We start from the raw sequence: 15,438 nt of genomic DNA, 5'->3' as shown, positions 1-15,438 counted from the left end.
GCTCAGTCAATGTTGCTGGTGACTGATATACCGCCTTCGCGAGCAAGCTCGCTCCCACAGGGGACTTGCGGTGCTCGCGCCGGCGGCTTGTCCCCGCTTCCCATGTCAGACACCCACGCCCCGATGTTTTAGTTTTTCCAGGCTGCGCGCCGCCTGCATGGACTCGCTGCTGCGCGCTCATTTTTTTTCGTATTTACAGCAGGTTACCTCATGCATTTCAGCGAACTGATGGCTGCCATTTCCACCCGTGCGATCCGCCTTCAACAGGAAGATGAAGACCTGGTCATTCTGGGCAGCGACGACGCGCTGGATGACGCGTTGTGGGACAGCCTCGCGGCGCACAAGGCGCAACTGCTGGAGCTGGTCGCCGAACACGGCGGTGACTGGCTGAGCCCGGCCTTTCGCATCACCCCGGACATGCTGCCGCTGGTGGATCTGCAGCAGGATGCCCTCAACGGCATCGTCGCCACGGTGCCGGGTGGCGCCGCCAACGTGCAGGACATCTATCCGTTGTCCGCGTTGCAGGAAGGCATGCTCTATCACCACCTCTCGGCCGCTGCCGGTGACCCTTACATCTCGCAGGCGCGCTTCGTATTCGACAGTCAGGAACGGCTGGACGCTTTCGCCGACGCGCTGCGCTGGGTGGTAAACCGTCACGACATCCTGCGCACCTCGTTCGTCTGGGAATACCTCGACGAAGCGCTGCAAGTGGTCTGGCGCGAGGCGCCGCTGGTGTGTGAGGAAGTCCCCGTCGACAGTGGCGCCGACGTGCTCACGCAACTGCTCGCACGCCACGACCCGCAGCACTTCCGTCTCGATATGCAGCAAGCGCCTTTGCTGCGTCTGGTGTATGCGCAGGATCCCGCGCAGGGCCGCGTGGTGGCGTTGTTGCTGTTTCATCACATGATCATGGATCACGTGGCGCTGGATGTGCTGCGCCGGGAAATTCAGGCCTGTCTGCTCGGGCAGACCGCGCAAGTGCCTGCTGCTGTGCCGTATCGCGATCACTTGGCCAGGGCACGCAATGCCGGCAATGAGCAGGCACAGGAAGCGTTTTTCCGCGACATGCTCGCGGATATCGACGAGCCGACACTGCCCTGTGGTTTGCAGGATGTGCAGGGCGATGGCCACGCCATTGAGGAAGCCTCGCTGATGCTCGACAGCCGCTTGAGCCGGCAGTTGCGCGAGCAGGCGCGGCAGCTCGGCGTCAGCGTCGCGAGCCTGACGCATCTGGCGCTGGCGCGGGTGCTCGGGCAATTGTCCGGGCGCACAGCGGTGGTGTTCGGCACCGTGCTGCTGGGGCGGATGGACGCGGGCGAGGGCGGTGAGCAGGCGTTGGGCATGTTCATCAACACCTTGCCGCTGCGCGTTGATGTTGGCGAGCAAAGCGTGCGCGCCGGCGTGCTGGCGACCCATCGGCGCCTGACCGCGCTGCTGGCGCACGAGCAGGCTTCGCTAGCCCTGGCGCAACGCTGCAGCGCCGTTGCGGTGCCGACGCCGCTGTTCAGCGCGATTCTCAACTACCGACACAGCAGCGTTGAGGAAGTGGCGGAGGTGATCGACATCGCCCCCGGTGTGCAGGTGTTGGGTGCCCGCGAGCGCACCAACTATCCGCTGACCATCAACATCGATGACCTCGGCGCCGACTTGCGCATCACCGCGCTGGCGGATGCAGCGTTGGGGGCCGAGCGCATGGCCGCTTACCTGAACACGGCGCTGGAGAGTCTGCTCGCAGCCTTGCAAACCAGCGCCGATGTGCCGCTGCAAACGCTGCGCATCCTCCCGGCCAGCGAACGCGAACACTTGCTGTACGGCGTCAATTCGCCGCTGGCACAGTTCCCGGAAACCCTGTTGATTCATCAGCAATTCGAAACCCATGCCCAGGCCCAGCCTGAGGCCACGGCGCTGATATTCGACGGACAAACCCTCAGTTACGGCGAACTCAACCGCCGTGCCAACCAGGTTGCACATCATCTGCTGGCTCTGAACATACGTCCCGACGACCGCGTGGCAATCTGCGTCGAGCGTGGCCCGCAGATGATCATTGGCCTGCTTGGTGTGCTCAAGGCCGGCGCCGGTTACGTGCCGATCGATCCGGCCTATCCGCTCGACAGAATCAGCTTCACCTTGCAGGACAGCGCCCCGGCAGCGGTGCTGATGCAGGCGGCGACGCGCGAGCGCGTGGCCGCTCTCGAAGTGCCGCAGATCGACCTCGACAGCGCTCACCTCAAGGCCGAACTCGACAGCAACCCGCAGATCCCCGAGCTGACCCCGGCGCATCTGGCGTACGTGATCTACACCTCCGGTTCCACCGGTTTACCCAAAGGCGTGATGGTCGAGCACTGCAACGTGGCGCGGTTGTTTTCCGCCACCCACGATTGGTTCCAGTTCAACCCGCAAGACATCGGGGTGTTGTTCCATTCCTTCGCGTTCGACTTCTCGGTCTGGGAAATCTGGGCCGCGCTGGCGTTCGGCGGGCAATTGCTGCTGATCCCGCAAGCCGTCAGCCGTTCGCCGGACGACTGCTATGCATTGCTCTGCCAGACCGGCGTGACCGTACTCAACCAGACGCCGAGCGCCTTCCGCCAACTGATCGCCGCGCAGGGCCGCAGTCAGCTGCAACACTCGTTGCGGGAAGTGGTGTTCGGCGGCGAAGCGCTGGAACCGGGCTTGCTCAAGCCGTGGTATGCGCGGGTCGGCAATGCCGGCACGCGGTTGGTGAACATGTACGGCATCACCGAAACCACCGTGCACGTGACCTATCGGCCGCTGCAAGCCGCCGACGCGCAGTTGCTCGGCGTCAGCCCGATTGGCGTGCGCATTCCCGATCTGCAACTGTATATCCTCGATGCTCAGCGCGAACCGGTTCCGGTCGGCGTGGTCGGCGAGTTGTACGTCGGCGGGGCCGGGGTGGCGCGCGGTTATCTGAATCGTGAAGCATTGACTGCCGAGCGTTTTATCAATGATCCGTTCACTGAAAATGTCGATGCGCGGCTGTACAAAACCGGAGACCTTGCGCGCTGGGCTGCGGATGGCAGCCTCGAATACCTCGGTCGCAATGACGATCAAGTAAAAATTCGCGGCTTCCGCATTGAGCTGGGCGAGATCGAGGCACGTCTGTCTAGTTGCGAAGGCGTGCGCGAAGCCGTGGTCATCGCCCGGGAGGACAGCCCCGGCGATCAGCGTCTGGTCGCCTACTGGCTGGCCGATGAAGGTGCGGCGCCGGATGTGGCGCAATTGCGTGATCAGCTGTTGGCGGGGTTGGCTGACTACATGGTGCCGAGCGCCTTCGTGCGCCTGGAGGCCTTCCCGCTGACCACCAACGGCAAGCTCGACCGCAAAGCCTTGCCGGCACCGGACAGCGATGCATTCGCGCGGCGCGGTTTCGAAGCGCCGGTCGGAGCGGTAGAGAATCTGATCGCTGGTCTCTGGCAGACATTGCTTGGTGTCGAGCAGGTCGGGCGTCATGACAATTTCTTCGAGCTCGGCGGTCATTCGCTGCTGGCAGTGAAGCTGATCGAACGCATGCGCCAACAGGATCTGCACTGTGATGTGCGCGTGCTGTTCGGTCAGCCGAGTGTGGCCGCGCTGGCGGCGACCTTGAGCAGCGAACGCGGCATCGTCGTTCCCGACAACCTGATCGAGCCGGGTTGTATGCGCATCACCCCGGCCATGCTGCCGCTGAGCAATCTCGATCAAGCCGCGATCGACCGTGTCGTAGCAACCGTGCCGGGCGGCAGCGCCAATGTGCAGGACATCTATGGCCTGGCGCCGTTGCAGGCGGGGATTCTCTATCACCATCTGGCAACCAGTGCCGGTGATCCGTATGTGTTGCAGGCGCAATTTGCCTTCGACGGTCTGGCGCAGATCAAAACCTTCGTTCGCGCCTTGAACGGCGTGATCGCGCGCCACGACATTCTGCGCACCGGCATCTTCTGGGAGGGGCTTGAAGAGGCGGTACAAGTGGTCTGGCGCGAGGCGCCGCTGGCGCTGGAACGCGTCGATGCCGACGAACTCGACGGCGACGTGCTCGAGCAGATGCAGGCGCGTTTCGATCCACGCCACTATCGTCTGGACCTCAATCGCGCGCCGCTGATGCGTTTTGTCTACACCGAAGATCAGCCAAACCAGCGCTGGATCGGCATTCTCCTGATGCACCATATCGTCCTCGACCACACCGCACTGGACGTGCTGGTCGCGGAAATGAATGACGTCATGCTTGGCCGCAGCGAGGATCTGCCGCCGCCGGTGCAATACCGCCACTTTGTCGCCCAGGCGCGGCTCGGCGTTGATGATCAGGCCCATGAGGTGTTCTTCCGCGAGATGCTTGGCGATATCGACGAGCCGACCGTGGCCTTCGGTCTGCAGGACGTGCACGGCGACGGCAGCGACATTCTCGACAGTCATTCCGAGCTCGATGCCGACCTCGGTAAACGTCTGCGTGAGCAGGCGCGGCGGCTCGGTGTCAGTGTGGCCAGTCTGGTGCATCAGGCCTGGGCTCAGGTGTTGGCGCAGGTGTCCGGCCAGCAGGACGTGGTGTTCGGCACGGTATTGCTCGGGCGCATGCAGGGCGGCGAAGGCGCAGATCGGGCGTTGGGCATGTTCATCAACACCTTGCCGCTGCGCGTCAGCGTCGGGGCGGATTCGGTAGAGAGCAGCGTGCGGGGTACCCATGCGCGTCTGGCGCAATTGCTCGGCCATGAGCAAGCCTCGCTGGCGCTGGCCCAGCGTTGCAGTGGTGTTAGCGGTGCGCAGGCGCTGTTCAGCACTTTGCTCAACTACCGCCACAGCGCGCCCGAGTCGGCCGCTGTAGCGTGGGACGGCGTGCAGATTCTCAGCTCCCGCGAGCGCAGCAATTATCCGTTGGTGGTCAGCGTCGACGACCTCGGCGAAGGCTTCCGTGTGAGCGTGCAAGCTGTGCCACAGGTGGACGGCGCGCGGGTCTGCGATTTCTTGCAAACCGCGTTGCACAGTCTGGTCACGGCACTGGAGTACACGCCGCAGGCACCGTTGCAGCAACTGTCGATCGTGTCGCCGAGTGAGCGGCAGCGCGTGCTGGTCGGCTTCAACATCAGCGGTCGTGAATTCCCGCCGGCGCAGACCGTGCCGCGCCTGTTCGAAGCGCAAGTGGCGGCACATCCCGAAGCGCTGGCGGTGGTGCAGGGCGAGCAACGGCTCAGCTACCGCGAACTGAATCAGCGCGCCAATCGTCTCGCTCATCACTTGATCGGCCTCGGCGTACAAACCGATGACCGTGTCGCGCTGTGCCTGCGTCGCGGCCCGGACATGCTGGTTGCGCTGCTGGCGATTCTCAAGGCCGGCGCCGGTTATGTGCCGATCGATGCGGATTACCCGGCTGAACGCATCGCCTACCTGTTGCAGGACAGCGACCCGATCGCGGTGCTGGCGCAGGCGTCGACGCGTAACCTGCTTGGCGCTGTCCCCGTGATCGATCTGGACGCCACCGACTGGCAGCACTTGCCTGACACCAACCCAGCGCTGTCGAGGCTGACCCCGGCGAATCTGGCCTATGTGATCTACACCTCGGGTTCTACCGGGCAGCCGAAAGGCGTGATGGTCGAGCACCGCACCCTGGAAAACCTCGTGCACTGGCACGCCGAGGCCTTCGATCTGCATGCCGGCAGCCACACTGCCAGCGTCGCCGGTTGCGGTTTCGATGCCATGGCCTGGGAAGTCTGGCCGGCGCTGTGCGTCGGTGCGACCGTGCATCTGCCTCCGCCCGCGATCGGCAATGAACACCTCGACGAACTGCTCGAATGGTGGCGCGCGCAGCCGTTGCAGGTGAGTTTTCTACCGACTCCGGTGGCCGAATACGCCTTCAGTCGCGGGCTGGGCCATCCGACCCTGCGCACGTTGCTGATCGGTGGCGACAAGTTGCGCCAGTTCCCGCGTGATCAGACATTTGCCGTGATCAATAACTATGGCCCGACCGAAGCCACGGTGGTGGCGACGTCCGGGCGCGTCGAACCCGGGCGGGTTTTGCACATAGGCCGGCCGATTGCCAATGCCAAAGTCTATTTGCTGGACCGTCAGCAACAACCAGTGCCGACCGGTGTGCAAGGCAAGTTGTATGTCGGCGGCGCCGGGGTTGCGCGCGGTTATCTGAATCGTCCGGAACTGACCTCAGCACAATTCCTTGACGACCCGTTCAGCGATGAACCGCATGCGCGGATGTACCGCACCGGCGACCTCGCGCGCTGGCTGGCGGACGGCAATATCGAATACCTGGGGCGTAACGATGATCAAGTCAAACTGCGCGGCGTGCGCATTGAACCCGGCGAAATCGAAGCGGCGCTGAGCGCTCACGCCGCGGTGCGCGAATGCGTGGTGCTGGTGCGCGACGGCCGTCTGGTCGCCTGGTTTACCGCCATCGAGTCTGTCGAGATCGGCGATTTGCACCAGCATCTGCAAGCACTCTTGCCGGACACGTTGGTGCCGGCGGCGTACGTGCGTCTGGACAGCCTGCCGCTGACCGCCCACGGCAAACTCGACCGCAAGGCCTTGCCCGAACCGGATCAGGACGCGTGGCTCAGCCGTGAATATGAAAAGCCCCAAGGCCCGGTCGAAATGGCGCTGGCGCAGATCTGGGCCGACGTCCTCAACATCGATCAGATCGGCCGTCACGACAATTTCTTCGAACTCGGCGGCCATTCGCTGTTGGCGGTGAGCCTGATCGAACGCATGCGTCAGGCCGGTCTGAGCGCCGATGTGCGCGTGCTGTTCAACCAGCCGAGTCTGGCCGCACTGGCGCGAGCCTTGGGCAGTGGCCGGGAAATCGCAGTGCCGGCCAATCTGATTGCGGCCGATTGCACGCACATCACCCCGGACATGCTGACCCTGACCACGCTGGATCGGGCCAGCATTGATCGTATCGTCGCGACGGTGCCGGGCGGTGCAGCGAATGTGCAGGATATCTATCCGCTGGCACCGTTGCAGGAAGGCATTCTTTATCACCACCTCAGTGCCGAACAGGGCGATCCGTACCTGCTGCAATCGCGTCTGGCCTTCGACAGCCTTGAACGTTTGCACAGCTTCGCTGAACACTTGCAGCAGGTCATCGCCCGTCACGACATTCTGCGCACCAGCGTGGTCTGGCAAGGCTTGCCGAGCCCGCAGCAAGTAGTCTGGCGGCAGGCGCAGATGGTCGTCCAGCAGGTGCTGCTGGATGCGCAGGACGGCGACATTCTCGAACAGCTGCACGCGCGTTTCGATGCCCGGCATTTCCGCCTCGACCTCAATCAAGCTCCGTTGATCCGCATGGTCTACGCCGAGGATCCGTTGAACCAGCAAGTGGTCGCCATCGTGCTGTTCCATCACTCGATTCTCGACCACACCGCCATGGACGTGATCGGCCGGGAAATGCACGCGTTGATGTTCGATCAGCTCGACACGCTGACGCCGCCGATGCCGTACCGCAATTACGTGGCGCAGGCACGCTTGGGCGCCGATGCGCAGGAACATGAAGCGTTCTTCCGCGAGATGCTCGGCGACATCGACGAGCCGACTTTGCCCTTCGGTCTGCAGGATGTTCAGGGCGACGGGCGTGGCATCGAAGAAGCGCTGCAAGCGGTCGATGCCACGCTCAATCTGCGCCTGCGTGAACAGGCGCGGCAGTTGGGCGTCAGCCCGGCGAGCCTGATGCACATGGCCTGGGCGCAAGTGTTGGGCGTCGTTTCCGGCCGTCGCGACGTGGTCTTCGGCACCGTGTTGATGGGGCGCATGCAGGGCGGTGAGGGCGCCGACCGCACGTTGGGGGTGTTTATCAACACCCTGCCGCTGCGGGTGGGGCTCGCTGAAAGTGTGCGCGCCGGGGTGAAAACCACCCACGCGCGGCTGACGGCGCTGCTCGCTCATGAACACGCGTCACTGGCGCTGGCTCAACGCTGCAGCGGCATGCCGGGTTCGGCGCCGCTGTTCAGCGCCTTGCTCAATTACCGGCACAGCGCCGCCGCACAACAGCCGCGCGACGGCCAGGGGATCTGGCAAGGCGTGCGCATGCTCGGTGGCGAGGAGCGCAGCAACTATCCGCTGACCCTGTCGGTGGATGATCTGGGCGACGGTTTTGCCTTGGACGTGCTGGCGCTCGCCGAGATCGGTGCGCAGCGGATCTGCAGTTACATGCACACCGCACTGGAGCAACTGGTGCAAGCGCTGGAGCAGCAGCCCCAAATGCCACTCAATCAGCTACCGATTCTGTCGCTGCCGGAGCAGGCGCGACTGCTGGTCGATTTCAATCGGAGTGCCGTCGCGTTTCGCCGTGGCGCAACCCTTCATGCGCTGGTCGAGGCTCAGGCGGCACAACGGGCGCATGCGCTGGCGGTGGTGCAGGGCGGGCAAGCGCTGACCTATGGCCAGCTCAATCAACGCGCCAACCGCCTGGCTCACCATCTGCTCAGCCTTGGCGTGCAGCCTGACGACCGCATCGCCGTGTGCGTGCGGCGCAGCCCGCAGATGCTGGTGGCGCTGCTGGCGATCCTCAAGTCGGGCGCCGGTTATGTGCCGGTCGACCCGGCCTACCCGGCGGAACGCATTGCTTACTTGCTTGAGGACAGCGCGCCGTTGGCGGTTCTGGCCGAGGCTTCGACGCGTGATTTGCTCGGTGCTGCGTCTGTGATCGATCTCGATGGCAGTGACTGGGCGCATCTGCCGGACCGCAATCCGCAGGTGCCGACGCTGACCCCGGCGCATCTGGCCTACGTGATCTACACCTCGGGCTCCACCGGCCAGCCGAAAGGCGTGATGGTCGAACACGCGACGCTGGAAAACCTCGTGCACTGGCACAACGGCGCCTTTGACCTGCACGCCGGCAGTCACACGTCGAGTGTCGCCGGGTTTGGTTTCGATGCCATGGCGTGGGAGGTCTGGCCAGCGCTGTGCATCGGCGCGACCGTGCATCTGCCACCGCAATCGGTGAGCAATGAGCACCTCGACGAGTTGCTGGCGTGGTGGCGCGCGCAGCCGTTGCAGGTGAGTTTCCTGCCCACGCCCGTCGCCGAATACGCCTTCAGTCGTGACCTCGGCCACCCGACCTTGCGCACGCTGCTGATCGGTGGCGACAAATTGCGCCAGTTCCCGCGTCAGCAGACGTTCGCGGTGATCAACAACTACGGCCCGACCGAAGCCACGGTGGTTGCCACCTGCGGCGCGGTCGAGGCCGGGCGGGTGCTGCATATCGGTCGGCCGATGGCCAACGCGAAGATTTACCTGCTCGATGACCAGCAGCGCCCCGTACCGGTTGGCGTTGCTGGCGAGTTGTATGTCGGCGGTGCCGGCGTGGCGCGCGGTTATCTGCATCGCCCCGAGCTGACTGCCGAACGCTTCCTCGGCGATCCGTTCAGCGATGAACCGCAGGCGCGCATGTACCGCACCGGCGACCTCGCACGCTGGCTGGCTGACGGCAACATCGAATACCTGGGGCGCAACGATGATCAGGTCAAACTGCGCGGCGTGCGCATCGAATTGGGCGAAATCGAAGCGGCGTTGAGCGCTCACGAGGCTGTGCAGGATTGCGTGGTGTTGGTGCGCGACGGCCAGTTGCTGGCGTGGTTTACCGAACGCCTGAACGTCGAGATCGAGGATTTGCGCAGTCATTTGCAAGCGCAGTTGCCGCAAGCCCTGGTGCCTGCCGCTTACGTGCGCCTGCCAGCACTGCCGCTGACCGCCAACGGCAAACTCGACCGCAAGGCGTTGCCAGAACCGGATCAAATGGCGTGGCTGAGCCGTGAATATGCCGCGCCACAAGGTTCGGTGGAAATCGCCTTGGCGCAAATCTGGTCGGACGTCCTCAAGGTCGAAAAGATCGGCCGTCACGACAACTTCTTCGAACTGGGCGGGCATTCATTACTGGCGGTAACGCTGATCGAACGTATGCGTCAGGTCGATCTGAGCACCGACGTGCGCGTGCTGTTCAGCCAACCGACCCTGGCTGCGCTGGCGGCGGCGGTGGGCAGTGGCCGCGAGGTCGCCGTGCCGGACAATCTGATTCCTGCCGATTGCACGCGCATTACCCCGGAAATGCTGCCGCTGGTGCAACTGGATCAGGCCAGTATCGAGCGCATCGTCGCCACGGTGCCGGGCGGCGCGGCCAACGTGCAGGACATTTATCCGCTGGCACCGTTGCAGGAAGGGATTCTGTATCACCACCTCAGTGCGGTTCAGGGCGATCCGTACCTGCTGCAATCGTGTCTGGCGTTCGACAGTATTGAACGGTTTCAAGGGTTCGCGGCGGCGTTGCGTCAGGTCATGACGCGCCACGATATCCTGCGCACATCGATTGTCTGGCAAGGCTTGGCGGCGCCGGTGCAAGTGGTCTGGCGCCGTGCGGAGTTGCCGGTCCAAGCGGTGGTGCTTGAAGCCGCGCAGGGCGAAGCCATCGATCAACTACGCGCACGCTTCGATGCGCGGCACTGGTGTCTGGAACTGGATCAGGCACCGTTGCTGCGTTTGGTGTATGCCCTCGATCCGGACAATCAGCGTGTCGTCGCCATGCTGTTGTTCCATCACATCGCCATGGACCACACCGCGCTGGCGGTGGTCAGCGCAGAAATGCAGGCGATTTTGCACGGTGATGAGCGACTGCCTGTGTCCGCCGTGCCATACCGCAATTATGTCGCGCAGACCCGCCTCGGCGTCAGCGAACACGAGCACGAAGCGTTCTTCCGCGAGATGCTCGGCGACATCGACGAGCCGACACTGCCGTTCGGTTTGCAGGATGTGCATGGCGACGGGAATGACATCGAGGAAGTCTGCCAGCCACTGCCTGCCTCGGTGGCGCAGCGTTTGCGCAGTCAGGCGCGCTTGCTCGGCGTCAGCGTCGCCAGTCTGTTTCATCTCGCCTGGGCGCAGGTGCTGGCGGCAACGTCGGCCCAGGAGCGCGTTGTCTTCGGCACGGTGCTGCTGGGCCGCATGCAGGGCGGCGCGGGCGCAGATCGCGGGCTGGGCATGTTCATCAACACTTTGCCATTGCGCGTGGATGTCGACGAAACCGCCGTGCGCGCCGGGGTCAAGGCAACGCATGCGCGGCTCAGTGCGCTGTTGGCACACGAACATGCTTCGCTGGCATTGGCCCAGCGTTGCAGCGGTGTCGCGGCGCCGTCACCACTGTTCAGCGCGATGCTCAATTACCGCCATAGCGACAGCGAAGCTCAGCAAAATACCAAGCGCGAGGCCTGGCAGGGCATCGAATCCCTTGCTGGCGAGGAACGCACCAACTACCCGTTGACCCTCAACGTCGACGATCTGGGCAGCGGTTTTGAACTGACGGTGATGACGCCGTCGCGCATTGGCGCGGCACGTCTCGGCCAGTACATGCACAACGCGCTGATCGTGCTGGTTGAAGCGTTGGAGCACACACCGCAGCAACCGTTGAACGGCCTGACGGTGTTGCCGGACGAAGAGCGCCGGGCGTTGCTGTTCGGCCTCAACGATACCGCCGTCGATTACGACTTGCAGCAGACGCTGCACGGCTTGTTCGAAGAGCAGGTGCAGCGTACGCCGCAGGCTGTGGCCGTCGTCGCCGGCGAACAGGCATTGAGCTACACGCAGTTGAACGAACGCGCCAACCGCCTGGCCGGGCACTTGCTCAGTCTCGGCGTGCAAGTGGATTCGCGGGTGGCGATCTGCGTCGAGCGCAGCCTGGAAATGGTCATCGGCCTGCTGGCAATCAACAAGGCCGGTGCTGGTTATGTGCCGCTCGATCCGGCCTATCCGCCGGAGCGTCTGGCCTACATGCTCGAGGACAGCGCGCCGGCCGTGGTGCTGGTGCACGGGGCTACCAGCGAGTTGCTGGGAGATATCACGGCGGCAGTGGTCGATCTTGACCAGAACAGCTGGCACTCCTTGTCCGCCGAAAATCCGCAAATCCCGACGTTGACACCACAGCACAGCGCCTACGTGATCTACACCTCCGGCTCCACCGGCCAACCGAAAGGCGTGGTCAACGAACATGCCGGGGTGGTCAACCGCTTGCTGTGGATGCAGGACGCCTATCGCCTGACCGCTGCCGATTCGGTGTTGCAGAAAACCCCATTCAGTTTTGACGTCTCGGTATGGGAGTTCTTCTGGCCGCTGATGACCGGCGCGCGCCTGGTCATGGCGCAGCCCGGCGGGCACAAGGATCCGCAGTACCTGAGCGAAGTGATCGAGCGCGAACACATCACCACGCTGCACTTTGTGCCGTCGATGCTCGATGTGTTCCTCGCCAACAGCGACACCACACGCTGCGACAGCGTGCGGCAGGTAATGTGCAGCGGCGAGGCGTTGCCGGGCCGTGTGGTGCGGCGTTTCAAACTGCAATTGCCGGGCAGCGCGTTGCATAACCTGTACGGCCCGACCGAAGCCGCCGTCGATGTCACCGCGTGGGACTGCGCGGGAACGATCGAGCAGACCCCGGACAACACGCCAATTGGCAAACCGATCGCCAACACCCGCATGTACATCCTTGATGCGCAACAGCAACCCGTGCCGCAAGGCGTGATCGGCGAGCTGTACATCGCTGGCGTGCAGGTGGCGCGCGGTTATCTGAACCGACCTGAGCTGAGTGCCGAGCGCTTCCTCGACGATCCGTTCCAGGCCAACGGGCGGATGTATCGCACTGGTGACGTCGCCCGCTATCTGGCGGACGGCAACATCGAATACCTGGGGCGTAACGACGATCAGGTGAAGATCCGTGGCTTGCGTATCGAACTGGGCGAAATTCAGGCCGGCATTGCCCGGATCGAAGCTGTGCAGGAGGCGGTGGTGGTCGCCCGCGAAGATGTGCCCGGCGACAAACGTCTGGTCGCCTATTACACCGGCGAACGCCTGGAAATCGACCTGCTGCGCAGTCACTTGCTCGAGCACTTGCCGGATTACATGGTGCCTACGGTGTTTGTGCATCTCGATAGTTTGCCGCTGAGCCCCAACGGCAAACTCGACCGCAAGGCCTTGCCGGCGCCGGATCAGCAATCGCTGAAAACCCGCGAATACGAAGCCCCGGTCGGCGACGTCGAAATCACCCTGGCACGGCTCTGGGCCGAACTGCTCAACGTCGAACGGGTAGGGCGTCACGACCATTTCTTTGAACTGGGTGGTCACTCATTACTGGCGGTCAGTCTGATCGGCCGGTTACGTCAGGAAGGCATGGAAGCCGATGTCAGGGCGTTGTTCGAACAACCGACCCTGGCCGGCTACGCCGCAATTACGGAAAGAATGGAGATCGTCCTGTGAATGTGCTCGAACTGTTGGCAACCCTGAAGACAAAAGACATTCAGTTGGCGGTGACCGATGAGCAATTGCGCGTCAACGGCAACAAACAGGCGTTGAGCGATCCGGCGCTGCTGGCCGCGCTGCGCGAGCACAAACCGGCGCTGATCGAACTGATCAAGGCCGGCCAATACTCGGCCAGCCGCGTCGGCCAGATCGACGTTCCGGCCAACGGCATCCTCCCCGGCACCACGCGCATCACGCCAGCGATGGTGACCCCGGCTGACGTGGATCAGGCGACCCTCGACCGCTTGCTCGCCGAGGTGCCGGGCGGCGCCGCCAATGTGCAGGACATCTACCCACTGGCGCCGTTGCAGGAAGGCATCCTCTATCACCACGCGAGCAACGAGCAGGGCGATCCGTACGTCATGCAGTCGTACTTTGCGTTCAGCAGCCGCGAGCGTCTGCAGGACTTCGCTCAAGCCTTGCAAAAGGTCATCGATCGCCACGACATCTTGCGCACGGCGGTGCATTGGGAAGGGCTGGACGTGCCGCTGCAAGTGGTGTGGCGTCAGGCACCGTTGCCGATGGAGGAGATCGTGCTGGCAGACGGCGCAAGTGATGCGCTGCAGCAACTGCACGAACGTTTCGATGCGCGGCATTTCCGTCTGGACGTCCGGTGCGCGCCGATGATGCGTCTGGCCTACGCGTGGGATGAGGGCGGTCAGCGGGTGGTCGCGACGTTGTTGTTCCATCACATGGCGCTGGACCACTCGGCGCTCGACGTGGTGCGTCACGAACTGCTCGCCTGCCTCACTGGCCAGGCTCAATCGCTCGGGCGTCCGGTGCCGTTTCGCAATTACGTGGCGCAAGCGCGACTGGGCATCAGCGAAGCCGAACACGAGGTTTTTTTTCGCGACATGCTCGCTGACATAGCCGAGCCGACCCTGCCCTACGGTTTGCAGGATGTGCAGGGCGACGGCCTCGGTATCGCCGAGCTGAGCCTGCCGGTCAACCCATTGCTCGGCCAGCGTTTGCGCGCACAGGCGCGGCAGCTCGGCGTGAGTGTCGCGAGCCTGTTTCATCTGGGCTGGGCGCAGGTACTGGCGGTGCTCACCGGCAAACAAAACGTAGTGTTCGGCACGGTGCTGATGGGGCGTATGCAAGGTGCCGAAGCCACCGAGCGGGCGCTGGGGATTTTCATCAACACCTTGCCGCTGCGGGTCGATGTCGATGCACAAGGCGTGCGTGCGGCGGTGGAGGCGACGCACAAACGCCTGACCACGCTGATGCGTCACGAACACGCACCACTGGCACTCGCCCAGCGTTGCAGTGGCGTGGTCGCACCGACACCGTTGTTCAGTGCCTTGCTCAATTACCGCCACAGCCACACGGCGGCGACGGCGAGTGCCGAGACCCTGGCGGCGTGGGAAGGCATCAGCACGATCAGCTCCGAAGAACGCACCAACTACCCGCTGACCCTGAGCATCGACGATTTCGGCGATGCCTTCAGCCTGACGTTGCTGGCCACCACCGAGGTCGATCCACAGCGCATCTGTGATTACCTGCACTGCGCCATGGAGAGTCTGGTGCTGGCACTGGAGCAGGCACCCGACACCGCGCTCAACCAGTTGCCGATTCTGCCGACGGCCGAGCGCGAGCAGGTGCTGTTGGCGTTCAATGACAACCACGCCGAATTCCCGGCAATGTTGACCATCGCCCAGCGTTTCGAGGCGCAAGTGGCGCAGCGGCCCGAAGCCGTTGCCGCGCAATACCTCGGTGAGCAATTGAGTTACGCCGAGCTCAACCGGCATGCCAACGCCTTGGCTCATCATCTGATCGCACTGGGTGTGAAACCCGATGATCGCGTCGCCATCGTCGCTCGCCGTGGCCTCGATACGCTGGTCGGGCTAGTGGCGATTCTCAAGGCCGGTGCCGGTTATGTACCGGTCGACCCGGCGCACCCGGCCGAACGTCTGCACTACTTGCTCAGCGACAGCGGCCCCGTTGCTGTGCTGACCCAAAATAATCTGCGGGAGCGCTTGCCGACGCTGGCGGTGCCGGTGATCGATCTTGACCCGCGCACCTGGCCGCTGAGCGAGACCCTTGATCCGCAGGTGCCGGGCCTGACCGCCGCGCACCTGGCCTACGTGATCTACACCTCCGGCTCCACCGGCCTGCCCAAAGGCGTGATGGTCGAACACCGCACCTTGTCGAATCTGGTCGACTGGCATT

The 15,438-nt window shown here is 63.7% G+C and carries 1 protein-coding gene and 1 pseudogene; both read left to right on the top strand.

The genetic code is table 11. The annotated features are described in order from the left end of the window. Positions 1 to 210: 210 nt before the first annotated feature. On the top strand, positions 211 to 13,227 hold the full coding sequence (locus AB4O11_RS25160) for an amino acid adenylation domain-containing protein (RefSeq protein WP_460129093.1): 13,017 nt from the start codon (positions 211 to 213) through the stop codon (positions 13,225 to 13,227). Next, a pseudogene (locus AB4O11_RS25155) lies at positions 13,224 to 15,377 on the top strand (condensation domain-containing protein); the annotation flags it as partial. The gene AB4O11_RS25160 and the pseudogene AB4O11_RS25155, both read left to right, overlap by 4 nt. Positions 15,378 to 15,438: the final 61 nt, after the last annotated feature.

This window comes from Pseudomonas sp. H1_D05, assembly GCF_054682705.1.
This window is presented reverse-complemented; position numbering and strand designations above follow the sequence as displayed.

Coding starts and splice junctions, on each gene's coding strand:
- AB4O11_RS25160 (WP_460129093.1), top strand. CDS start 211: ATGCATTTCAGCGAACTGATGGCTGCCATTTCCACCCGTGCGATCCGC.